Origin of the sequence: Stappia indica, assembly GCF_001696535.1 — a bacterium.
Lineage (GTDB): Bacteria > Pseudomonadota > Alphaproteobacteria > Rhizobiales > Stappiaceae > Stappia > Stappia indica.
Map to the genome: position 1 here is coordinate 442,454 of NZ_MBQE01000001.1, position 23,001 is coordinate 465,454.

At 66.2% G+C, this 23,001-nt stretch carries 21 protein-coding genes; 13 read left to right on the forward strand and 8 right to left on the reverse strand.

Features of this window, described 5'->3' with window-relative positions; genetic code table 11:
• Positions 1 to 85: 85 nt before the first annotated feature.
• The 3 genes from BBX35_RS02020 to nirK form a co-directional block, all read right to left on the reverse strand.
• Positions 86 to 487 carry a hypothetical protein gene (locus tag BBX35_RS02020; RefSeq protein ID WP_067215427.1) on the reverse strand — a complete coding sequence of 134 codons (402 nt, stop codon included), beginning with the start codon at positions 485 to 487 and terminating at the stop codon, positions 86 to 88.
• The gene (locus BBX35_RS02025) at positions 472 to 1,326 is read right to left on the reverse strand and encodes an SUMF1/EgtB/PvdO family nonheme iron enzyme (protein ID WP_067215430.1); all 855 of its coding nucleotides are present in this window, start codon (positions 1,324 to 1,326) and stop codon (positions 472 to 474) included. The genes BBX35_RS02020 and BBX35_RS02025 overlap by 16 nt, the downstream gene beginning before the upstream one ends.
• 66 nt (positions 1,327 to 1,392) lie before the next feature.
• Positions 1,393 to 2,520 carry a copper-containing nitrite reductase gene (nirK, locus tag BBX35_RS02030; RefSeq protein ID WP_083205968.1) on the reverse strand — a complete coding sequence of 376 codons (1,128 nt, stop codon included), beginning with the start codon at positions 2,518 to 2,520 and terminating at the stop codon, positions 1,393 to 1,395.
• 147 nt (positions 2,521 to 2,667) lie between these two features.
• Here nirK and BBX35_RS02035 point away from each other — a divergent pair, with 147 nt between their 5' ends.
• Positions 2,668 to 3,372 (forward strand): Crp/Fnr family transcriptional regulator, encoded by a 705-nt coding sequence (locus BBX35_RS02035; RefSeq protein ID WP_067215433.1) that lies wholly within the window; start codon positions 2,668 to 2,670, stop codon positions 3,370 to 3,372.
• Between the two features lie 48 nt (positions 3,373 to 3,420).
• On the opposite strand, the gene BBX35_RS02040 is transcribed toward BBX35_RS02035, so the two are convergent.
• Positions 3,421 to 3,660, reverse strand: coding sequence for a DUF1858 domain-containing protein (locus BBX35_RS02040; RefSeq protein WP_067215435.1), 240 nt, complete (start codon positions 3,658 to 3,660; stop codon positions 3,421 to 3,423).
• Between the two features lie 134 nt (positions 3,661 to 3,794).
• On the opposite strand from BBX35_RS02040, the gene BBX35_RS02045 reads away from it, so the two are divergent.
• From BBX35_RS02045 to BBX35_RS02080, 8 genes are all read left to right on the forward strand, one after another.
• On the forward strand, positions 3,795 to 5,012 hold the full coding sequence (locus BBX35_RS02045; protein WP_083205969.1) for an NnrS family protein: 1,218 nt from the start codon (positions 3,795 to 3,797) through the stop codon (positions 5,010 to 5,012).
• 243 nt (positions 5,013 to 5,255) lie between these two features.
• Positions 5,256 to 5,450, forward strand: coding sequence for a periplasmic nitrate reductase, NapE protein (locus BBX35_RS02050; RefSeq protein ID WP_067215438.1), 195 nt, complete (start codon positions 5,256 to 5,258; stop codon positions 5,448 to 5,450).
• A 10-nt stretch (positions 5,451 to 5,460) separates the two neighbouring features.
• Positions 5,461 to 5,967, forward strand: coding sequence for a ferredoxin-type protein NapF (napF, locus tag BBX35_RS02055; RefSeq protein ID WP_067215441.1), 507 nt, complete (start codon positions 5,461 to 5,463; stop codon positions 5,965 to 5,967).
• A complete protein-coding gene (locus BBX35_RS02060) occupies positions 5,960 to 6,211 on the forward strand; it encodes a chaperone NapD (RefSeq protein WP_067215444.1) in 252 nt (83 codons plus the stop codon). Before napF ends, BBX35_RS02060 begins: the two co-directional genes overlap by 8 nt.
• Before the next feature lie 2 nt (positions 6,212 to 6,213).
• Entirely contained in the window at positions 6,214 to 8,715 is a 2,502-nt protein-coding gene (napA, locus tag BBX35_RS02065; protein WP_067215446.1) for a periplasmic nitrate reductase subunit alpha, read from the forward strand.
• Positions 8,688 to 9,173 carry a nitrate reductase cytochrome c-type subunit gene (locus tag BBX35_RS02070; protein ID WP_067215449.1) on the forward strand — a complete coding sequence of 162 codons (486 nt, stop codon included), beginning with the start codon at positions 8,688 to 8,690 and terminating at the stop codon, positions 9,171 to 9,173. Before napA ends, BBX35_RS02070 begins: the two co-directional genes overlap by 28 nt.
• A gap of 3 nt (positions 9,174 to 9,176) precedes the next feature.
• A complete protein-coding gene (locus BBX35_RS02075) occupies positions 9,177 to 9,872 on the forward strand; it encodes a cytochrome c3 family protein (RefSeq protein ID WP_067215452.1) in 696 nt (231 codons plus the stop codon).
• A 115-nt stretch (positions 9,873 to 9,987) separates the two neighbouring features.
• Positions 9,988 to 10,452, forward strand: coding sequence for a hypothetical protein (locus tag BBX35_RS02080; protein ID WP_067215454.1), 465 nt, complete (start codon positions 9,988 to 9,990; stop codon positions 10,450 to 10,452).
• Positions 10,453 to 10,477: 25 nt separating this feature from the next.
• On the opposite strand, the gene BBX35_RS02085 is transcribed toward BBX35_RS02080, so the two are convergent.
• Positions 10,478 to 11,431, reverse strand: a complete 954-nt coding sequence (locus BBX35_RS02085) for a D-alanyl-D-alanine carboxypeptidase family protein (RefSeq protein WP_341871202.1) — start codon at positions 11,429 to 11,431, stop codon at positions 10,478 to 10,480.
• A 100-nt stretch (positions 11,432 to 11,531) separates the two neighbouring features.
• The gene (locus BBX35_RS02090) at positions 11,532 to 13,139 is read right to left on the reverse strand and encodes an EAL domain-containing protein (RefSeq protein WP_208979740.1); all 1,608 of its coding nucleotides are present in this window, start codon (positions 13,137 to 13,139) and stop codon (positions 11,532 to 11,534) included.
• A gap of 147 nt (positions 13,140 to 13,286) precedes the next feature.
• Here BBX35_RS02090 and BBX35_RS02095 point away from each other — a divergent pair, with 147 nt between their 5' ends.
• The 3 genes from BBX35_RS02095 (at position 13,287) to BBX35_RS02105 (ending at position 17,690) form a co-directional block, all read left to right on the forward strand.
• Positions 13,287 to 14,186, forward strand: coding sequence for a sugar kinase (locus BBX35_RS02095; RefSeq protein WP_067215469.1), 900 nt, complete (start codon positions 13,287 to 13,289; stop codon positions 14,184 to 14,186).
• Positions 14,187 to 14,315: 129 nt separating this feature from the next.
• Entirely contained in the window at positions 14,316 to 15,506 is a 1,191-nt protein-coding gene (locus BBX35_RS02100; RefSeq protein ID WP_067215471.1) for a hypothetical protein, read from the forward strand.
• A 138-nt stretch (positions 15,507 to 15,644) separates the two neighbouring features.
• Positions 15,645 to 17,690, forward strand: a complete 2,046-nt coding sequence (locus tag BBX35_RS02105; RefSeq protein ID WP_141687799.1) for a hypothetical protein — start codon at positions 15,645 to 15,647, stop codon at positions 17,688 to 17,690.
• A 116-nt stretch (positions 17,691 to 17,806) separates the two neighbouring features.
• Here the strand turns inward: BBX35_RS02105 and BBX35_RS02110 are convergent, their stop codons facing one another.
• Positions 17,807 to 19,594, reverse strand: a complete 1,788-nt coding sequence (locus tag BBX35_RS02110; protein ID WP_083205970.1) for an ABC transporter ATP-binding protein — start codon at positions 19,592 to 19,594, stop codon at positions 17,807 to 17,809.
• 81 nt (positions 19,595 to 19,675) lie between these two features.
• Complete coding sequence (aspS, locus tag BBX35_RS02115) at positions 19,676 to 21,460, reverse strand: aspartate--tRNA ligase (protein ID WP_067215477.1); 1,785 nt, start codon at positions 21,458 to 21,460, stop codon at positions 19,676 to 19,678.
• Positions 21,461 to 21,681: 221 nt separating this feature from the next.
• On the opposite strand from aspS, the gene rnd reads away from it, so the two are divergent.
• Positions 21,682 to 22,911: a ribonuclease D gene (rnd, locus tag BBX35_RS02120; protein WP_067215479.1), complete on the forward strand. Its 1,230-nt coding sequence runs from the start codon at positions 21,682 to 21,684 to the stop codon at positions 22,909 to 22,911.
• The last annotated feature ends 90 nt before the right edge of the window (positions 22,912 to 23,001 follow it).

Sequence of the window (23,001 nt, forward strand, 5' to 3'; positions counted from 1 at the left end):
CGACGCCTGACCCTAGGCACCGGGCGGCGAGCGCTCTTTGTGCCGGGACAAAGAACGAAGCGAATTGGCAAGGACCGCGCGAATGTCAGATCTTACCGCCGGCCTCCCCCTCGCCGGTGGCCTCCAGCCGCCCGGCCAGCATCTCCAGACAGGCCGCACCCTCCGAGGCCGTGCGACCAATTGTGCGGAACGTGTCGGCGATCAGCAGGCAGTCGTCCGGGCCGAGCTGCTCGCCCGTCCCCTCGCGCAGGTCGTCGAGATAGGCGATAAAACCGGCAAGCCGCATCGCACGGGTGCGTGCGGCCTCCATCAGTCGCCGGCGCACGCGCCGCGCCTCCAGCTCGGCAAAGAGCGAGACCGCCCGCTCCACTTGGTCCTGGCAGTCGCAGGGCAGTCCCATTTCATGCAGCACATGGGCCAGCCGCGACAGCACGTCCTCGTCGCTGTCGCGAAGGGTCGGCCCCACACCGCCTAGAGGCCGATCCATGTCTTCAACACCTGCAGGGCGCCGGGCTCGTCGCGCACCAGCCGGATGCCGAGATTGGCAGGCGGAATGCCGACCGAGCAGGCGCCGGCCTTGGGATCGCGGAAGAACGTGGTCATGTAGGCCCGGTGGCTGCCTTGCGCGATGCGGATGCCGCAGTTCTCGACGACACTTTCCGCATCCGTGACCGGATCGAAGCGATGGCGCAGGTAGCAACTGTCGGTCCACTCCCAGACGTTGCCGCCCATATCCAGAAGGCCATGCTCGTTGCTGCCGAAATGGCCGACCGGCCGGGGCGTCGGATCGACATCGGCGCCGCGTGCGGTCTCCGCCTCGTAGAGCGCGATCCAGCGGCGCGAAGGATCCTGCGCATCGGCAATGTCGGTCAAGGCGTCGTCGCGATAGCGGCTACCGGCGGCGAGCGACCATTCCCGGTCGGTCGGCAGGCGCCAGGTCTCGCCGGTCTCCCGGCTGAACCAGGCAGCGTAGGCGACCGCATCGTGCCAATTGATGCCGACGACGGGCATGTCGGCGGCCTGCGGCGCGTCGAGGGCAAGGCAGCCCCCGGCCTCCACGCAGCGCCCGTACTCGCCCGCTGTCACCTGACGGCGCATGATCTCGAAGGGACGGGTAAGCGAGATCTTCTCCAGCGGCGCATTGGTCGCGGTGCGCCCGACGAGATACTCGCCCGGCAGGCGGTACGTGATGGAACTCTCCTCGATCCGCACCAGCTCCGGCAAGCCCGCCGGTTCGGCAGCTCCCGGTAGCGCGGCACCAGCCACAAGCGGCAGCGACAGGACCGCAAAGAGCGGCAGGAGCGTCTTTTTCCCGTTCGCGAGCATGGCAGCCTCTCCCCTGTTGGCAAGGCGACAGCCCGCCGTGGCGGGCTGCCGGTTTCGGCTTTGCGGTTACTGGACCGCGATGGGGGCCGGAGCGCTGACCTGCATCATCAGGTCGTTGTTCCACTCGCCCTCGACCTTCACGTGGCCGGTGGCGCCGAGCTCGGCCGCCTCGATGAGGTTGTGGTTCACGTAGGCGTAGATGCCCGGCTGCAGGAACTCGTAGATCGCCACCGCCGCGCTGCCGCCGCGCACGAACCAGGTCTCCAGGTCGCGCTCGGGCGGGTTGGCGAACTTGCCGGTCTCCCAGACCAGATCACCGTGGCCGCCGATCAGATGCGGACGGGTGTCGCGATTGGCGGTGCTGTGGATGAACATCACCCGCTCGCCGACCTTCGCGGTCATGGCCTTGTCACCGGTCAGCGAGTTCTTGGCGCCATTGAAGACCACATGGGTCGGGATCAGCCCGCGCATCACCTCCAGCGTGTCGGCATACGATTCGCCAACGCTCTCGAAGGTCATGTAGTTGCCGTTCTCGTCCTTCGGGATGTAGAGGTCGAATTCGCCGATCGTGTAGGCCGTGTCGTAGGTGACCGGATTGCCCCGCTCGTCCTTCAGACCGTCGCGCGGCAGCACCATCAGCGTGCCGCTCATGCCCGACACCACATGCCAGGGCACCATGCCCGGAGGCGCGCAGTGATAGACGAAGGTGCCCGTGCGGGTCGCCTTGAAGCGCAGCGTCGCCTGCTCGCCCGGATTGATCAGGGTCAGCGCGGCGCCGCCGAGCGCGCCGGTGGCGGCGTGGAAGTCGATATTGTGGGGCATCTCGTTGGTTTCGGGATTGACCAGGGTCAGTTCCACGTAATCGCCCTCATGGACAACCATGGTCGGCCCGGGCATCGTGCCGTTGAAGGTCATCGCCTGGAATGTCGTTCCCTGATCATCCACGACGACCGTCTTCTCCTCGATCGTCATGGTGAACTCGACGATCTTCGGGGCGCCCGGGGCAACGCGGTCGTGATCCATCACGGCGGGCGGCGCCACCAGGGTCGCCTGCACACGCTCCAGGTTCGCGGTCTGATCGGGCAGGTCCAGCGCATTCAGCGTCGGGTTCGCCGCCTCGTCAGCCAGGACCGGGACGACCGCCATCAGAGTGGCCATTGCGGTCCCGATCAGTGCGGTGCGTCTCGTGATCATGATGTATTCCTTTCCTGTCGTGCGTCGTTTTCGACAAGGTCAGGAAACACCCGCTCGGAGATTTTCTTTTTGCGAAAAGGCAAACAAGGCCGGCATGCAAGACCGGACACCCTGCGACAAAATGGCATCTGAGGAGGGAACCACGGAATGCCGCCTGCACAACTTGACCGCTCCCTGATCCGGGACCTGACGATCTTCCAGTCGATGTCGGACGAGGACCTCGACGCGGTGCTGGCCATGGCGGTCAGCCGCAGATACGCCATAGGTGCCACCGTCTTCGCACAAGGCGAACCGGCGAGCGAGTTCTTCGCCCTGCTGCACGGCCGGCTGAAGGTGGTGCAGACGACGCCGGACGGGCAGCAGGTGGTGGTGCGCCATGTCAGCCCCGGCGACATCTTCGGCATCGCCAAGGCGATGCGGCGCACGGACTATCCGGCGACGGCCTCCGCCGTCGTCGACAGTCTCGCCCTCGTCTGGCCGTCGAGCCAGTGGGACTCGTTCATCGCCCGCAGCCCGGTGTTGGCGATGAATGCGCTGCAGACCGTCGGCCAGCGCCTGCAGGACGCGCATACGCGTATCCGCGAGCTGTCGACTGAGGAAGTGGAACGACGGGTGGCGCATGCCCTGCTGCGCCTCGTCAATCAGGCCGGCCGCAAGACCGAGGACGGCATCCTCATCGACTTTCCGGTGACCCGTCAGGACATCGCAGAGATGACCGGCACGACGCTTCACACCGTGAGCCGGGTGATGACCTCGTGGGAAGCACAGGGGCTGGTGTCGAGCGCGCGCAAGAAAGTGGTCGTGTGCAACGCCCACAAGCTGTTCATGCTGGCCGAGCGGTCGAACGACTGATCCGGCCGCCCCGGAAGGGCGACCGGATCGAAAGTGCCTATACGGATGTCAGGCGGCGCCGGCAATCGCGGCATCGAGCTCGCCGAGGAAGGCATCGAGCGAAATGCCGTGCTCGCGGCAGGCTTCCTCGACATCGTGGATGCGGGCGACCGGACAGCCGATGCACATCATCTTGTGTCGGATGAACACGGAGATCGTGGCGCGGTAGTTGCTCATCAGCTCCCCGACGAGCGTCTCCGGCCCGACCTTTCTGGCCGCTCCGGCGTTGGAACCCTGATAGCTGGACATGGGAGAACTCCCCTTGCAACGTCAGGTGAAAGTCTAGGCTTCCCCGTCGTTCGCGTCTTTGCGCGGGAACAACGAGGCAGGCGAATTCCGCGGTTACTCCTGCAAGCGTCCCCCAACTTGCAAGGACGCCGGCAATGGCACCGCAGACGCGCTCTCTTCCCGCAAACGCAACTCCGATCTCGCCCGCCATCGGCGGCATGAAACGTCCGGCGAACAACTGGTGGCTTGCCGTTGCCTTCCGGCCGCTATTCCTGGCGGCCGCGCTGCAGGCCGCTGCCGCCGTACCTCTGTGGATCTGGATCTATACGTCCGGCATCGCCGAAGTCGCCGGCCTGCCGGCGATGACCTGGCACGCGCATGAAATGGTGTTCGGCTTCCTGCCGCCGATCATGGCCGGCTACCTGCTGTCGGCAACGCCGAACTGGTCTGGACGGCTGCCGACCGCCGGCCGGCCGCTGGCCTTGCTCGTCGGCCTGTGGCTCACCGGCCGCCTGATTCCTCTCGTTGCTCCGCTGCCTTTGGCGCTCGCTGCCGATGCGGCCTTTCCGCTCGCGGTCTCGGCGCTGCTGCTCCGCGAGATGCGGCTCGGGCGCAGCGGCCAGTCGCGGCATGGGTTGATGCTGTTTCCAGTGCTCGCCGCCGCCGCCCTTGCCCACCGGATGCTGGGCAACGATCCGGAGATGGCCGCGACCTTGGCGCGCACAGGCATCGCCGTGGCGGCTCTGCTGATCTCCGCCGTCGGCGGGCGTCTCGTGCCCAGCCTGACGCGCAATGCGCTGGCCGGACGCGGCGCCGAGCGGGTGCCCGCTCCTTACGGCCGCTTCGACATCTTCGTGCTGCTGGCGACCAGCATTGCCCTGCCGGCCTGGGTGCTGGCGCCGGATGCCCCGTTCAGCGCCGTCCTGTTGGCTGGAGCCGGCCTGTTGCAGCTTGCCCGCCTGCTGCGCTGGCGCGGATGGCTGCTTCGGCGCGGCGACATCATCGCCCTTCACGTAGGCTACGCCTGGCTGGTGGCTGGCTTGCTGCTGGCGTCCCTCTCGGCATTGCCGCACTTCGGCGTGGCGGCCGACAGCGCCTTGCACGCACTGACTGCCGGCGCGATCGGCAGCATGACGCTTGCGGTGATGAGCCGCCTGGCCACGACCCGCGGTCCCGGCGGCCATGCCGGACAGCGGCTTTGCGCGGTTGCCTTGCTGCTCGTCAACGTCGGGGCGCTGCTGCGCGTGGCAGCTCCGCTGTTCCCGGAGCACTACCTGCATCTCGTGGGTGCTGGCGCGGCCCTCTGGAGCCTCGCCTATCTGCTTTTCGCCAGCGCACAAGTTCAGCCGTCGCGCAGCAGCGCCTCGCATTGAGCACGCGCAACATTCCAATATTAGAGACAACAGCTTTAACCGCGGCGAACCCGATGATGTGACGAATTTATGAAATAGAAAAATCAAAAAACTGTCGATCAACGTCAAAAATAACAAGGGAAATAGGTCAGCAATATTCACCCACTCACAGGATACGGAGTTTTGCGCATTGATGTTGCATATTTTTGTATCCAGACTGCTTTTCAAGTCACAGCAACACCATCCGAAAGGACGCGTGTCGATATGACCGGATCGGGGGAGAATGGTGCCGGCGCCGCGGATCGGCGGCGCTGGCGCACGGAATTGCTGGCCTTTCTGGTGCTGGCGTTCGGCGTATGGCCTTTTGTCGCCGTCGCCGTCGTCGGCGCCTACGGCTTTGCCGTGTGGATGCTGCAGCTGATATTCGGCCCTCCCGGGCCGCCGTCGGCGCTGCATTGAGGGTCGAGCAATGACCCTGCCCTTCGACCCCGCAAGACGACGTTTCCTGACGGGACGCGCCTCCCGGCCACCTTCCGACGGCCCGCTGCTTCCGCCCTGGCTTGCGCCGGAGGCGCTGGCGCACTGCACGGCGTGCAACGCCTGCGTCGACACCTGTCCGACCGGCATCGTCGAGATGCAGCACGGCCGGCCGGCGCTGTCCTTCGCCTCGGGCGAATGCACCTTTTGCGGCGCCTGCGCCGAGGCCTGCCCGGAGAACCTGTTCGACCTGGAGCGGGAGGACCTGCCTTACAGGCCGCAGATCGCTGCGCACTGTCTGCCGCGCGCAGGGATCGACTGTCAGGCCTGCCGCGATGCCTGTCCGCAGGAGGCGATCCGCTTTCCTCCTCGCCGCGGCGGTCCGTTCCTGCCGCAGGTCACGGCCTCGCTGTGTACCGGCTGCGGCGCCTGCGTCGCGCCCTGTCCCGTCTCGGCGATCGCGCTTGCTCCCATGGCTGAGGAGACCTGCGATGCCTGACAGCCCCACCGTCCCCCTCGCCATTTCCAGTGCCGTCGTCTCGGTTCTTCCGGGCCGGCTGGACAGCGTTGCCGCGACCCTGTCCGACCTTCCCGGCGTAGAGGTCCGCGCCGCCGAGGGCAGCAAGATCGTCATCGTCCTGGAGGCCCCGCGCGGCGAGACCGGCAGGCAGCTGGTCGAGATCGCCCTGCTCGACGGCGTGGTGTCCGCCAACATGGTTTTCGAACATATCGAGGAGGTCTGACGATGGAGCTTGAGCTCTCCAGACGCGACATGATCAAGGCGCAGGCCGCAGCCGTCGCGGCTGCCGCCGCCGGCATCGCCCTGCCCGCCGACGCGCAGCCGGTCCCCGGCGGCATCGGCACGCTCGACATCAAGTGGTCGAAGGCGCCCTGCCGTTTCTGCGGCACCGGCTGCGGCGTCATGGTCGGCGTGAAGGAAGGACAGGTGGTCGCCACCCATGGCGACATGCAGGCAGAGGTCAATCGCGGCCTCAACTGCATCAAGGGCTATTTCCTGTCGAAGATCATGTATGGCGAGGACCGCCTGACCACACCCCTGATGCGCAAGCGCGGCGGCAGCTATCACAAGGACGGCGAGTTCGAGCCGGTCTCCTGGGACGAGGCCTTCGACCTGATAGCGAAGAAGGCCAAGGAGACGCTGGCGGCCAAGGGGCCGACGGCGCTCGGCATGTTCGGCTCCGGCCAGTGGACGATTTTCGAGGGCTACGCCGCCACCAAGCTGATGCGCGCGGGCTTCCGCTCCAACAATCTCGATCCCAACGCCCGCCACTGCATGGCCTCTGCCGCCACCGCCTTCATGCGCGCCTTCGGCATGGACGAGCCGATGGGCTGCTACGACGATTTCGAGCATGCCGACGCCTTCGTGCTGTGGGGCTCGAACATGGCGGAGATGCACCCGATCCTGTGGACCCGCCTCGCCGACCGGCGGCTCGGCCACGAGCATGTCCGCGTCGCGGTGCTGTCGACCTTCACCCATCGCAGCATGGACCTTGCCGACGTCCCGGTCGTGTTCAAGCCGGGCACGGATCTGGCGATCCTCAACTACATCGCCAACCACATCATCGAGACCGGCCGCGTGAACGAGGACTTCGTGCGCGACCATGCGGTGTTCATGACCGGCCAGACCGACATCGGTTATGGCCTGCGCCCGGACAACGAGCTGGAACTCAAGGCCGCGGGGGCCGGCGATCCGGGCAAGATGGAGCCGGCTGACTTCGAGACCTTCCGCAAGCTGGTGTCGGAATACACGCTGGAGCGGGTGTCGGAACTGTCCGGCGTCGAGCCCGATTTCCTGCGCGAGCTCGCCGAGCTCTACGCCGACCCGGACCGCAAGGTCATGTCGCTGTGGACCATGGGCTTCAACCAGCATGTGCGCGGTGTCTGGGCCAACCACATGGTCTACAACCTGCATCTCCTGACCGGGAAGATCGCCGAGCCGGGCAACAGCCCGTTCTCGCTGACCGGCCAGCCGTCCGCCTGCGGCACGGCGCGCGAGGTCGGCACCTTCGCCCACCGCCTGCCCGCCGACATGGTGGTGACCAATCCCGAGCACCGCAAGCATGCGGAGGAGATCTGGAAGCTGCCCGAGGGCCTGCTGCCGGACAAGCCGGGCTACCACGCCGTCCTGCAGGACCGGATGCTGCGCGACGGCAAGCTCAACTGGTACTGGGTCCAGGTGAACAACAACGTCCAGGCCGCCCCCAACAACAGCCAGGAGACCTATCCCGGTTATCGCAACCCGGACAATTTCATCGTCGTCTCCGATGCCTATCCGACGGTGACGGCGCTCGCCGCCGACGTCATCCTGCCCGCCGCCATGTGGGTGGAAAAGGAAGGCGCCTACGGCAATGCCGAGCGGCGGACCCATGTCTGGCACCAGCTGGTTACCGCCAAGGGCGAAGCCCGTTCCGATCTGTGGCAGCTGATGGAGTTCTCCAAGCGCTTCACCACGGACGAGGTGTGGCCCGCCGAGATTCTCGACGCCCACCCCGAGTATCGCGGCAAGACGCTGTTCGATGTGCTGTATCGCAACGGCAATGTCGACCGTTTCCCGCTGTCGGAGATCAACCCCGATTACGAGAACCAGGAGGCGAAGGACTTCGGCTTCTACGTCCACAAGGGACTGTTCGAGGAATATGCCGAGTTCGGCCGCGGCCACGGCCACGACCTGGCGCCCTATGACCGCTACCACGAGGTGCGGGGCCTGCGCTGGCCGGTGGTCGACGGCGAGGAAACCCGCTGGCGCTACCGCGAGGGATACGACCCTTACGTGAAGCCGGGCGAAGGCGTGCGCTTCTACGGCCGCAAGGATGGACGGGCGGTGATCCTCGCCGTGCCTTACGAGCCGCCTGCGGAAGTGCCGGACGAGGAGTTTGACCTGTGGCTGGTGACCGGACGGGTGCTGGAGCACTGGCACTCGGGCTCGATGACCATGCGCGTGCCCGAGCTTTACAAGGCCTTCCCCGGCGCCCGCGTCTTCATGCATCCCGACGATGCCCGCGCCCGCGGCCTGAACCAGGGAACCGAGGTCGTGGTCACCTCCCGGCGCGGCGAGATCCGCTCGCGCATCGAGACGCGCGGACGCAACCGCATGCCGCGCGGTGTGATCTTCGTGCCGTGGTTCGACGCCAGCCAGCTGATCAACAAGGTCACGCTCGACGCCACCGATCCCATCTCCAAGCAGACGGATTTCAAGAAATGCGCAGTCAAGGTCTCCACCGCGTAGCCGCGCCCGCACTGCTTGCCGGCCTTATCGTCTTCGCCGTCGGCCTTGCGCTGCCGGCTTTCTCGCAGGATGCCCCGCGCCTGCGCGGCACGCCCCAGCCGATGGAAAACGCCGCAGCTCCCCCTGTCGCCAAATGGGTGATGGACGATGTCCGCAAGATGCGCGCCTATCCCGAGCAGCCGCCGGTCATCCCGCACTCGATCGAGGGCTACCAGCTCTCGGTCAACACCAACCGATGCCTCTCCTGTCACAAGCGGGAATACACGCAAGGCTCCGGCGCGCCGATGATCAGCGTCACCCACTACATGGACCGCGAAGGCCAGATGCTCGCCGATGTGTCGCCCCGCCGCTACTTCTGCACCATGTGCCATGTGCCGCAGTCGGACGCGGATCCGCTGGTCACCAACACGTTTCGCGACATGAGCGAGCTCGGCGCGCGGCCGGCCGGGAGCGACTAGGCCATGTGGAGCCGTGTGAAATCCCTCGCCCGCCAGGCCTGGACCGTCTTCGCCAGACCGAGCGTGCATTTCGGCCTCGGTTTCCTGACCCTCGGCGGTTTCGTCGGCGGCGTCATCTTCTGGGGCGCGTTCAACACCGCGCTGGAAGTGACCAACACGGAGGCCTTCTGCACCAGCTGCCACGAGATGAAGGACAACGTCTATGAGGAGCTGACGCAGACGGTGCACTTTTCCAACCGCTCGGGCGTGCGCGCCTCCTGCCCAGACTGCCATGTGCCGCACAACTGGACGGACAAGATCGCCCGCAAGATGCAGGCCTCCAAGGAGGTCTGGGGCCACCTCTTCGGCACCATCGACACGCGGCGCAAGTTCCTCGACCATCGGCTGGAACTGGCCAAGCACGAATGGGCGCGACTGAAGGCCAACGACAGCCTGGAGTGCCGCAACTGCCACTCCTCCGTCGCCATGGACTTCACCCGGCAGACCGACCGTGCGGCGGCGATCCACCAGCGCTATCTCGTCAGCGGCGAAGCCACCTGCATCGACTGCCACAAGGGCATCGCCCACCAGCTGCCGAACATGGAGAATGTCGAACCCGGCTGGCGCATGCCGCCCGAGCTCACCGGCACCGAGAGCGGAGATCAGGCCGACCTGCGACATCTGTCAGGATACCTGACGCAAGTTACTGATCGCCGGTAACTTTCTCGAAAGGCCGTATGAACGGGGCGTCACAATCGGCCGTTTCCGTGCTAGGCTCGTCGCCGATTGGTCCGGCCGGGAGGAAGTGGTCCGGACCGTTCCGGGGAGCGAGACCATGGACGGAACGGACGAAGGCAGGGCCGGGCTTCCGGCGCGCCTGAGGAAGGCGGCAGGCCATCTTGCCCTTCTCGCGCTGCTGGCCGCGGCGTCGCCGGCGGCAGCCGATCACCTGACGCCGGGTGACCGGTTGGGCGCGAACATCAACGAGATCGCCAACACCCTCATGGAGTACGGCTACGTCACGCTGCGCTACATGAACAAGGGTGGCCAGGTCGAAATCGTCGCGCGCAAGGGCAAGGACGAAGTCTTTTTGCTGATCGACGCAGCCACCGGCGTGCTGGAGACCGCCATCCACAAGGACGGCGACCCGCTGCTCGAGCGCCCGCCCGTCGCCGCACCGCCGGCAGCCACGCCGTCGACACCGCCGGAGAGCGACGAGGAAAGCAGCACGAGCCCCGGCACACGGGACCCGCATGGAGACCGTCTCTCCGCCCGCGTGGTCGCAGGGCTTTCGGCCTAGCTGCCAGGCGCTTCGGAGAACTGCCTCAAAGGTACTGTTCGATCAATTCGGTAACCTGCCGGTCGCGGGCGCCTTCGCTCTCGCCACCGAACACGACGGCAATGACGCTGCGGCCGCCGCGATGGGCAGAGGCGGCAAGATTGTAGCCGGAATCGCGGATATAGCCGGTCTTGATGCCGTCGACGCCCGCCACGCGGCCAAGCAGATTGTTGGTCGCCTGGAAGCTGCGCCCCTCATAGGTAAAGCTGCGCGCGGTGAAGGCGCTGGCGCGCGAGGCATGCCGGCTCTTCAGAGCCCGCGACAGGATCGCCATGTCGCGCGCGGTCGTGACCTGACGCGGGTCGGGCAGGCCCGAGGCGTTGACGAAGCGGGTGTGACGCATGCCCAGGCTGCGCGCCTTGGCCGTCATCTGCGCCGCGAACGCCGCCTCGGACCCGCCGAGATTCTCGGCAACCGCAATGGCGACGTCGTTGGCCGACTTCACGGCCAGCGCCTGGATCGCCTGCGAGACGGTCAGGTTGCCGCCAGCCTTGAGCCCGATGCGGGCCGGCGGCTGGCTGGCCGCCTTGGCGGAGATCACCAGCGGCGTATCGGTGCGCACCCGTCCCTCGGACAGGGCGTCGAACAGCAGGTAGAGCGTCATCATCTTGGTAAGAGACGCCGGATACCGCAGCGAGTCTGCGTCCTCCTCATGCAGCACGGCGCCGGTCGCCGCATCGACGACGATGGCGGCATGCGCCCGGCGAAGGGCGCTGCCCTCCGGAGCAAGAGCCAGTTCCGAGCCGGGAACGGCTGCGGCCGGTGTCGGCAAGGCGGGCAGCGCGGCAACCTGAACCGCGGCGGCCTGCGGGCGAGCGGCTTGCTGCGAGGTCGAAGCTGCGGTCTGGCAACCTGCAAGGGCCAGGGAAACGGCAAGGGCGAGAACGGCGCGGCGCCAGCGAGGCGCGGCGGTCGCAGTCGCCGTGGTCAGAGCGTGCAAGGGTCCGGCTCCAGGTGAGAAGGCTGATCGGCGCGCACCTTATCGGATCGCGGTCATCCGCAAAAGGTCCCGGCGCATGCGCGCCGCGCGCATCCGCCCCTCAGGCGACGAGAGCCTTGCCCATGCCTTCCGGCAGGGCCGTGGTGCGGCCGCCGGACAGCGCCTGCGCCAGTTCGATGAACAGCTTGGCCGGCAGCGGCGGCGCGAAGATGTAGCCCTGCGCAGCGGAGACGCCCAGCTCGCGCAGCCGCTCGATCTGCTCCATCGTCTCGACACCTTCGGCGATGATACCCATGCCCAGATTGTCGGCGAGCTCGACCATCGTGTCGACGATGGTGGTGGAGTTGTCGTCGGTGCCCAGGCTGTCGATGAACATCTTGTCGATCTTGATGATGTCGATGCCGAGCTTCTGCAGATAGGCGAAGCCGCCATGGCCGGTGCCCACGTCGTCCAGCGCCACGCGCACGCCGATCGCCTGCATTTCCGCGATGATCTTGCGCGCCGTGTCCATGTTCGAAAGCGGCTGGCGTTCGGTCACTTCCATGACGATCTGCTGGAAGGCGATCTTCGACCCGCCATAGATCTCGGTAATGTCCTCGATGACCTGCCGGTCTTCGAAATGGCCGGCGAACAGGTTGATCGACAGCTTGAATTCCGGGTTCTGGAAATACAGCTCGCCGACCTCGTCGCGCGTCTTGCGCATCACCTGCCGGGTCATTTCGAAAATGTGGCCGGAGGTCTCGGCGAAGGTCATGAATGCGCCCGGCGAGATCACGGTGCCGTCCGGGCGCTGCCAGCGCATCAGGACTTCGCAGCCGCGCAGGCGGCCGGTCTCGATGTCCATGACGGGCTGGTAATACGGGATGAACTCGCCGCGACGGATCGCCTGGACGAACTCGTCCTCCGCCTCGCTTTCCGGGCGCCAGGAGAACCAGACGCTGACGGCAACGAAGAGGATCGCGAAGCCGACGCTGGCAATCGCGGCGACGACCTTGAGGTCGCGCACCAGATTGGCCGCGGCGGATGCCGGCGCAGAGACGGTTGCCAGCATCGGGTACTTCTCCGAGGCCACCTCGACAACCAGCTCGCTCTCGCCTTCGCGGGAATTGATGTTGCTGTATTCGCCCGACCGCAACCAGGTGACGCCGTCGCCCAGCCGCAGTTCCACATGCCGATGGGCGCGCAGGTATTCCGGGCCCGGGTCGATGGCGATGGCGACCGGAGAGATCTCGGCCAGCAGGCGGTTGCCGGTGCCGATGCGCCAGCTCACCAGAGCGACGCGCGTACCTTCATAGACGCGGTCGCGCATGCCGATGCCCACCAGCGGCGAATCCGCCTGCAGCACCGGCAGCACCTGCCGCCCCTGTTGCGGCTGGTCGGGAACATTGCAGATCATCACACCGCCGGAATTGACCACCCCGATCATCTGCACGAACGGAGCCTCGATCAGGCCGGCATGAAACGCCCGGCGGTCGTCCGCCGAACAGGTCACATGCCCTTGCTGGTGCAAGGTCTGCAGCACGGAAACCGCATCGCCTATCGCCTTCTCGGCCCGCAGGACATAGCGCTCGGCTATCGCCTTCATCTCGGTCCGGGCCTGTGTTACGGCGTAGTTGGCAAGGATGTAATTGGCCGCAATGAGGGGGGCGATCGCCAGACCGAGGGCAATCACCAGTGTCTTCAGGAAACGGGTATAACGATGCGGCACGCTACGATCCGGCATTGAACAGCCGGCCCAGTATCGATTCCTTTCGTAAATGAGCCCTGAAGGCCTCCGCTGCAAACGCAAAAAATTCCGCAGCGGCGGCCACTTGAGAACGAGAGATAAACCCGCCAGCAAGGAGCGCGCCGAAGCATGCAGGCCCTATTCATCGGTCAGGCCTATATCGACATCACCTTTCTCACCGACGCGCTGCCGACCGGCGACGAAAAGACCATCGCCCGCGACTATGCGGTGAGCTTCGGCGGCAATGCCGTGACCGCCGGCTTCGCCTGCGCGCGGCTCGGCATCGCTCCGGACATCCTGTGCTCGCAGGCCGACGACTGGCTCGCCCGCATGTTCCTGGACATGGCCGCCAAGTACGGCATCTCGATCCACGGGCGGAAAGTGCGGGAATCCTCCCTCTCCTTCATCATGCCGAAGGACGGCAAGCGTGCCATCGTCCGCTGCCGCGACAACGACTTCCTGCACCCCTTCCCCGAGCTGAACCTTGCCGGCTGCCGCGCGCTGCATCTCGACGGCCACATGCCGGACGCCGCGCTCCACTATGCCAAGGCGGCGCGGGCGGCCGGCATCCTCACTTCGCTGGACGGCGGTGCGGTGCGCGAGAACACCGACGAGCTGCTGCGCCATATCGACGTCGCCGTGGTTTCGGCGCGATTCTGCGAGCAGCTCGGCCTCGGTGTCGAGGAGACGCTCGACTATCTGCGCGAACGCGGTTGTCCGGTTGCCGGCGTCACCGTCGGCGAGGATGGCATGTTCTGGTACGAAGACCGCGGCCCGACGCGCCGGCTCCCGGCGCTGGACGTGCCGAAGGCGCGCATCGTCGACACCAACGGCGCCGGCGACGTGTTCCACGGCGCCTATGTCTATTCCTGGATGCGGGACAGCACCGCCGCGTGGGAGCAGCATTTCCGCTTCGCCCGCGCCGCGTCGTCCCACGCGATCCAGCACCTGGGCAACGAGGAAAGCCTTCCGAGCGTTGCCGATGTAGAAGCCGCCATGAGCGAATGGACGGAGAAACAGCGGGCATAACAGCCCTCGTCCGGGTGAAAGTTCACGCTGGACAATCTGAGCGAGCAACTTGTTCTCGCGCCGCATTTGGCGCATCGTAGCGGTCCGCAGGCAGGGAGCGGACCCCAAACAACAGTCGGAGACGTCTGAATGACTTATCTTGCCCTTCGCCGCGCACGCGCCATCGCGCTCGCCTGCCCGCTTCTCATTGCCACGCCCGCGCTCGCCTTCGATGCGTCCGGCAACGAGATCGCGGACACGTTCTTCGAGATTTTCGAGGCCGGCAAAGCGACCGTGACCGGCTACGACGGCGTCGAAGAGGACGGCGACACGGTGACGATCACCGGCCTGCGCGCCGCCATCAACGACAATGGCAGCAAGACCGAAATGACCATTGCCACGATGTCGTTCGAGGAAGGCGAAATCGCCTCCGGCGGCGGTCTGACCGCCAGCGCCATGTCGATGAACGGCGTCGCCATCCAGAGCCAGGAAGACGGCAAGGACGTCAACGTCACGGTCGCCGCCATCGATATCGACGATCCGGTGCTGCCGTCCGCCGCCACGGTGAAGGCCAAGGCCAGTGCGGATGCGGTCGCCCCGTCCTACTCGCGCGCCGAGATCACCGGCATCCTCATCGACAGCGGCAAGGAAGGCAAGATTCCGGTCTCCAGCGTCGTCGCCGTGATCGACGAGATGGACGGCGAACTGCCGACCGCCGGCTCCCTCACCGTCGAGGGTGTCGAGATCTCGGCCGAGAGCCTCGATGCGGAAGAGCGCAAGACCCTGACCGATCTCGGCTACGACAAGGTCGTGCTCGGCCTGTCGCTGGAGGCGGACTGGGATCCGAACACCGGTGCGCTCGACATTTCCGACCTGACGATCTCCGGCACCGAGGCTGCAACGCTGAACGCCTCGCTGAAGCTCAACGGCCTGACCCGCGAAGTCTTCGCCAAGCTGGAGGCCGCACAGGGCAAGCCGGAAGAGGCCATGGGCATCATGCAGGGCCTGCAGGTGGTGAGCCTGAGCCTGCGCCTCGATAACGAATCGCTCGTCGACCGCCTGCTCGACGCACAGGCGAAGGAGTCCGGCGCGACCCGCGAGCAGTTCGTCGGCCAGCTGAGCGCCGCCCTGCCCATGCTGCTGTCGGCAATCGGCAATCCCGATTTCCAGAAGAGCGTTTCCGGAGCGGCCACCGCCTTCCTGAACGACCCGCAGTCGATCTCCGCGACCGCAGCGCCGGCGGCGCCGGTTCCCTTCGCCCAGTTGCTGGGAACCGCGATGATGGCACCGCAGACCTTGCCGACCATCCTCGGCGTGACCGTCGCGGCCAATCAGGACTGATCTCGACGTCGGGCGGCCCGGGGGGCACCGCCCACGACATCGACGAACCGCCGAGCCGGCGCAGCACGTCTGCGCCGGTTTCGGCATGAACGCCCGCTTTTCGAAGCGGCTTTGCCACCAGATCACGGACAACGGACGATGCCCAGAAGCTTGCGACACACCCCGACGGCCGGCGCCCTCCTCGTCACCCTGGCCCTAGCCTCCCCCGCCACCGCCAACCCGGCCCTGGATGCCGCCGATGCCTTCCTCCAGTGGGCGAAGGATCACGGCGCAACCATTGCCGAATACGGCAGCGTCACCGAGACTGGAACCGGCGACGCCATCGTGCGCGATGCCAAGTTCGGTTGGGATCTCGCCTTTACCGTCGGCGGCGCCAATATCGATCTCGACATCCGCATCAACAGCCCCGAAACCCGGCTGATCGGTGTCACCAAGACCGACAAGGGCTACCATCTCGACCGCTATGAGCAGCCCGGAGCGCACGAATTCGCGTTTTCCGGCGGCGTGACCGAAGACGGCACCCGCAACGCGTTCGACATTTCCGTCATCCAGTACGACCTCGTTGCCGAGGACTACCTGCAGGTGCCGTTCGTGGCGCAGGAAGATCCGCAGCGGCCGGTGTCGCGCTTCCTTCCCGCCATCGTCGCAGGTCTGGACACCAGGCTCGGCAGCATGTCGATCCGGCGGATGGAATCGACCTCGAAAATGCCTGACGGCACGTCAGGTACCCAATCCTACGAGGGCATGACCATCACCGGTCTCGCCAACGGTCGGATCGAGGAGCAACGCATCGAGAAGACGGTGTCCGAGACGACCGTCAAGACGGAACCCGGCGTCACTGCCGACACCATCGCGATGCGCGAGGAAACCGGCCTGCAGGTCGTCACCGGCACCGACATGAAGCCGCTTCTGCGGCTGTTCGGCGCGCTGCCGGCCGACCGCTTGACCGGCGACGAGGTTATCGCCAGCGCGTCAGTCGAGGGGATGAACTTCTCGTTCGCGGAAGGCTCGGCCGCCATCGGCAACCTGTCGATGACGGGCCTGCGCGTCGACCCGAATGCTCCGGCCGTCGATATTGCAACCATCGGCGATCAGGCTGTTCTCGGCACGCTGCCGCAGGACGACGCATCCCTGGCTGCCCTGGGTGGCCAGGCCGCCGATGCCCTGGGAGCAGCCTCGCTCGACAGCTTCGACCTGTCCGCCCTCGCCGTTTCCTCGCCCGTCGTCAACGGCGCCATCGGCACCATCCAGGCGAAGGATGCTTCCTACCGCGGCTTCGGCGACTTCTCCATGTCGGATCTGTCGTTTAAGGCCGAGGAGAACAATGCAGCCGTCGACGCGAAGCTCTTCCGCATGAGCGAGCTGAGACTGGCACCGCTGTCGCGCTACCTCGACTTCTTCGTCGCCTCGAGCAACCGCGAGCCGACGCTGCCCGAGATCCTCTCGATCGTCCCGACGCTCGGCCTGCTCGAGATGCAGGACATCAAGATCGCCTCGGACGAACTGGCCGCTCCCGTCTCCATCGAAAGCTACCGGCTTTCCATGAGCGACTTCATCAACCCGATCCCGACCAGGATCGAGGCCATGACGAAGAACGCCTCCTTCCCGGTCTCGCTGATCGAGGAAGACGAGGCGCGTGCGCTGTTCGAGGAACTGGGTCTCGAGGTCGTCAGCTATTCGGATGAATCGCGGATCAGCTGGAACGCCGATACCCAGACCCTGAACATCGATCCCCTCGCCTTCACCATCGAGGGCGGCGGCACGATGGACCTGAAGATGGAGATCGGCGGCGTGCCGCGTGTCGTGTTCGAGAGCCCCGAGCAGGCCCAGATGGTGATTGCCACCGCCACGGTGAACAAGGCCAGCCTGACGGTGCGCGACGCCCGCCTGATCTCCGCCTTCATCGCCCAGCAGGCGAAGCCGGCCGGCCTGTCGCCGGAAACCCTGGCGCTCGGCCTCGCCGACCAAGCGGTGAATGAGCTCGGCCCGCTCAAGGACACGCCGTTCGGCCAGAGCCTGCATGGCGCCCTGAAGAGCTTCCTCGTCTCGCCGGACGAGCTGGTGATCACCATCGAGCCGGAGACCCCGGTCCCCGCGATGCAGATCATGGGCGTTCTGGCCACCGCGCCGGACACCCTGCCGCAGCTCCTCAACGCGGCAGTCACGGCGAATTCCGGCCGCTGAACGAACGACCTGACCGCCAAAAAGAAACCCCGCCGCAGAGCCCTGCGGCGGGGTTTTTCATGTCCGGAGAAGGCCTCCGCCGAGCACCGGGAAGCTTAGGCTTCCAGGGCGAAGGATCAGTCGTTCGACCCGCCCTCGGAGAACTGCAGGTCGCAAAGCCGCTTGTAGAGCCCGCCACGGGCAAAGAGCTCCCGATGGGTGCCGCTCTCGATGGCGCGCCCGCGATCCATCACGACGATCTGGTCGGCCTCGCGCACGGTCGACAGGCGATGGGCGATGACAAGCGTGGTACGGCCCTGCATCAACCGCGACAGGGCTTCCTGGATCTTGGCCTCGCTCTCGGAATCGAGCGCAGAGGTCGCCTCGTCGAGCAACAGGATCGGGGCATCCCGCAGAATTGCACGGGCGATGGCGACCCGCTGGCGCTGGCCGCCGGACAACCGCCCGCCGCCCTCGCCGACCCGCGTGTCGTAGCCCTCGTCGAGTTCCATGATGAAATCGTGCGCATTCGCCTCGCGGGCCGCCTGGACGATCTCGTCCTCGCTTGCGGCCGGTCGTCCCATGGCAATGTTGTCGCGCACGGACATGTCGAACAGGAACGTGTCCTGCGAGACGAGCGCGATGGCCGCGCGCATGTCGGGAATGGTCGTATCGCGAATGTCGCGCCCGCCGACCGTGATGCGACCCGAGACGGGCTCGTAGAAGCGCTCGAGCAGCGAAAACACGGTGGACTTGCCCGCTCCCGACGGGCCGACCAGAGCGGTCACCTCGCCGGCACGCGCCGTGAGATCGAGCCCGGCCAGAGCCGGCGCTTCCCGGTACTGGAAGGCAACGTTCTCGAAGCGCACGTCTCCGGGCTGGAACGCTGCGCCCGGCAACCGCGCGTCCTCGTCCGCAGCTTCTGCCGAGGCGCGGTCCAGCACCTCATACATCAGCCGTACCCCGACCATGTGCGCCGACAGGTTGACGTGCAGACGTGCAAGGCGGCGGGCCGGATCGTAGGCCAGCAGCAGCGCCGTGATGAAAGCGAAGAAGGCACCCGGATCGCTGCCGCGCTCGATGACGCTGAAACCGCCGTAGAGGATCACCAGCGCAATGGCGACGCCGCCAAGCGTCTCCATCACCGGCGATGTCCGCGCTGACAGGCGCGTCATCTTGTTGGCGCGCAGGCGCACGTCCTCGACGGCCGCGTCCATGTCGCTGCGCAGTCGCTCTTCCACCGCGAAGGCCTTGACCACGCGAATGCCGGCAATGGTCTCCTGCGCGATGGAGAGAATGCGGGTGAGCGAAACGAACTGCGACTTCGCCACCCGGCGCACCCGCCGAACGAGGCCGGCGATGATGATGATCGCCGGCGGCATGATCACCAGCGCGATCAGGCTCATCAGAGGGTCCTGCGCGATCATCACCGCGACCAGCGCGATCACGGTCAGGAGATCGCGTCCGAGCGCCGTGACGATGAGATCCAGGGCAACCCGCGCGGCCGTCGCGTTATGCGACAGGCGCGTGCCGAGATCGCCGATGCCGGCGGTTTCGAAGAAGGCGACGTCCTGGCGGGTGATCGCCTCGAACAGGCGCGACTGCGTCTTGGCGACGATGGCATTGCCGATCTCGCCGAGAACGACAAGCTGGCCGTAGGTGGCCAGCCCCTTCACCGCGAAGATGAACATCACGAAGCCCGCGATGACCATCACCATGGTCGCATCGCGCTCCAGGAAGACCTCGTTGATGACGTCCTTCATGATCCAGGCGCTGGCTGCCGTGCTGGCAGCGACCAGTCCCATGAAGACGAAGGCCAGAATGTAGCGCCACACGTAGTCCCGGGCGTTCTCCAGGACCAGCCGCCGGACCAGGTAGGGCGTGCCTTCCGGATCGGCGAACAGGCGGGACCAGATGCGTTTCAATGCGTCGGCCTTGTCCTTGCAGCTCGCCGGCGACCCGTGCCGCCGGCATCCGCCCTGCCCCGGGGCGGCTGACGGAGACCGTCAGCCCTTCTCGGGCAGATTGAGCCGGATATGAAGTTCGCGCAACTGCTTGGGATACACGTCGGACGGTGCACCCATCAGCAGGTCCTGCGCCTGCTGGTTCATCGGGAACAGGCTGACGTCGCGCACGTTCTTCGCCCCGACCAGCAGCATGACGATGCGGTCGACGCCGGCGGCCATGCCGCCATGCGGCGGCGCGCCGTACTGGAAGGCACGGTAGAGGCCGCCGAAGCGCTCCTCGACGTCGCTCTTCGACAGGCCGACCTTCTCGAACGCCTTGACCATCAGCTCGGGCGACTGGTTACGGATCGAGCCGGAGGCGATCTCGTAGCCGTTGCAGACGAGGTCGTACTGAAACGCCTTGATATCGAGCGGATCCATGGTCTCCAGCGCGTCCAGGCCGCCCTGCGGCATGGAGAACGGGTTGTGCGCGAACTCGACCTTCTTCTCTTCCTCGTCCCACTCGAAGAACGGGAAGTCGACGATCCAGGCGAGCGCGAAACGGTCGCGGTCGATCAGATCGAGCTCCTCGCCGACGCGAGTGCGTGCCTTGCCGGCGAAGTCCGAGAACTTCTTCGGATCGCCAGCGACGAAGAATGCCGCATCGCCCGCCTTCAGTCCGAGCTGGGTGCGGATCGCCTCGGTGCGCTCCTCGCCGATGTTCTTGGCCAGCGGGCCGGCGCCCTCGAGGACCCCGCCCTCCTCGCGCCAGAAGATGTAGCCGAGGCCCGGCTGACCCTCGCCCTGCGCCCAGGAGTTCATCCGGTCGCAGAAGGCACGGCTGCCGCCGGTCGGAGCCGGAATGGCCCACACGGCGTTCTTCGCGTCCTCAAGCAGGCGCGCGAAGATCTTGAAGCCGGAGCCGGCGAAATGGGCGCCGACGTCCTGCATCTCGATCGGGTTGCGCAGGTCCGGCTTGTCCGAACCGTATTTGGCGATGGCATCCGCATAGGGAATGCGCGGGAAGGTGCCGGTGACCGGCTTGCCCTTCGCGAACTCCTCGAAGATGCCGCGCATGATCGGCTCCATCGTGGAGAACACGTCCTCCTGCTCGACGAAGCTCATCTCCAGATCGAGCTGGTAGAACTCGCCCGGCAGGCGGTCGGCGCGCGGGTCCTCGTCGCGGAAGCACGGCGCGATCTGGAAGTAGCGGTCGAAGCCGGAGACCATCAGCAGCTGCTTGAACTGCTGCGGCGCCTGCGGCAGCGCGTAGAACTTGCCCGGATGCAGCCGCGAGGGCACCAGAAAATCGCGCGCGCCTTCCGGCGAGGACGCCGTCAGGATCGGCGTCTGGAATTCGGTGAAGCCCGCCGCCCCCATGCGCTGGCGCATCGAACCGATGATGCGCGTGCGCGTCATGATGTTCTCGTGCAGCGTCTCGCGGCGCAGGTCGAGGAAACGGTAGGTCAGGCGGATGTCTTCGGGATAGTCCGGCTCGTTGAAGACCGGCAGCGGCAGCTCGCGCGCCGCGCCCAGCACTTCGATATCGCGGATGAAGATCTCGATCGCGCCGGTCGGCAGCGTCTCGTTGACCGTCTCCGGCGTCCGCATCTTCACGTCGCCGTCGATGCGCAGGCACCATTCGGCGCGCACCGTCTCGGCAAGCTTGAACGCGGGCGAATCGGGGTCGATCACGCACTGCGTCATGCCGTAGTGGTCGCGCAGGTCGATGAAGAGCAGGCCGCCGTGATCGCGCACGCGGTGCACCCAGCCCGACAGGCGCGCGGTGGCGCCGACATGGGTTTCGCGCAGTTCCCCGCACGTGTGACTGCGATAGCGATGCATGTGGTCCTCGATGGCCCGAAGTTTGAAAAAAGTGGCGGCTGACAAGGCGAAGCAGCTGCCGGCCGGCGCGATGGCGCGCCCGTGCACAAGCCATGGGACGACGACAAAGTCAAGGCGGCGGGCCGGCTTGCGCCCCCTGCCGGCCGATCGAACGGACAGGCCACAACAAGGCGGTTTCGTGGCGACAAGCGGGCAAGCATCCGCTATATCTCGCGATTACTATGCATATCATTTCAAGCACCAAAGAACTGGCCGATGTGTGTCGGCGTCTCGCGCAACACGATTTCGTCGCTGTCGACACCGAGTTCCTGCGCGAAACGACCTTCTGGCCCAAGCTCTGCGTCATCCAGATGGCGAGCGTCGAGGACGCCGTCATCGTGGACGCGCTGGCGGATGGGCTCGACCTCGCGCCATTTTTCGAACTGATGCGCGACGAAAGCGTCGTGAAGGTGTTCCATGCCGCAAGGCAGGACATCGAGATCGTCTACCACCTCGGCGGGTTCATCCCGCACCCGGTGTTCGACACCCAGGTCGCGGCAATGGTCTGCGGCTTCGGCGATTCGATTTCCTACGACCAGCTGGTCCACCGCATCACCGCGGTCCGGATCGACAAGTCGTCGCGCTTTACAGACTGGTCGCGCCGGCCGCTCAGCGACAAGCAGCTCGACTACGCACTGGCCGACGTGACGCATCTGCGCGAGGTCTACCACTTCCTGAAGGCGAACCTCGCCGAACAGGGTCGCAGCCATTGGGTCGGCGACGAAATGGAGATCCTCACCTCCGAGAACACCTATCGCACCGATCCGGAAAACGCGTGGAAGCGGCTGAAGCTGCGGGTGCGCAAGCCGATCGAGTTCGCGGTGCTGCAGGAGGTCGCCGCCTGGCGCGAGCGCGAGGCGCACGAGCGCGACGTGCCGCGCAACCGCATCCTCAAGGATGATGCGATCTACGAGATCGCCGCCCAGCAGCCGACCAACACCCAGGCTCTCGCCGCCCTGCGCACCATTCCGCGCGGCTTTGAGCGCTCGCGGACCGCGGAGGAGATCCTCGGCGCGGTCAAGCGGGCGATGGCGATCCCCAAGGACCAGCTGCCGGCGGTGCCCAAGGGCCGCGCCGCGCCCGACGGATCAGCGGCTGCCGTCGATCTCCTGAAGGTCCTGCTCAAGCTGGTCAGCGAAGCCAACGGCGTTGCCGCCAAGGTCATCGCCACGATGGAGGATCTGGAAAAGATCGCCGCCAGCGACGATGCCGATGTCGATGCGCTGAAGGGCTGGCGGATGGAGCTGTTCGGCGAATCCGCGCTGAAGCTGAAGCGCGGCGAGATCGCCCTCGCCTTCAACGGCAAGCGGATCGTCGCCGTGGAGCAGGACGAGCCGGTCCTGGCTCCCAAGGCCGAGCCTTCCAAGCGCCGCCGCAGTCGGCAGAAGAGCGAAGCGGACGCAGCCGAGTAAGCCGGACACGGCACGCTCTAGGCACAAACACAAAAGCAAACGGGCAGGTCATCCCTGCCCGTTTGCTTTTGTGGCGTCTGTCACCCTGCG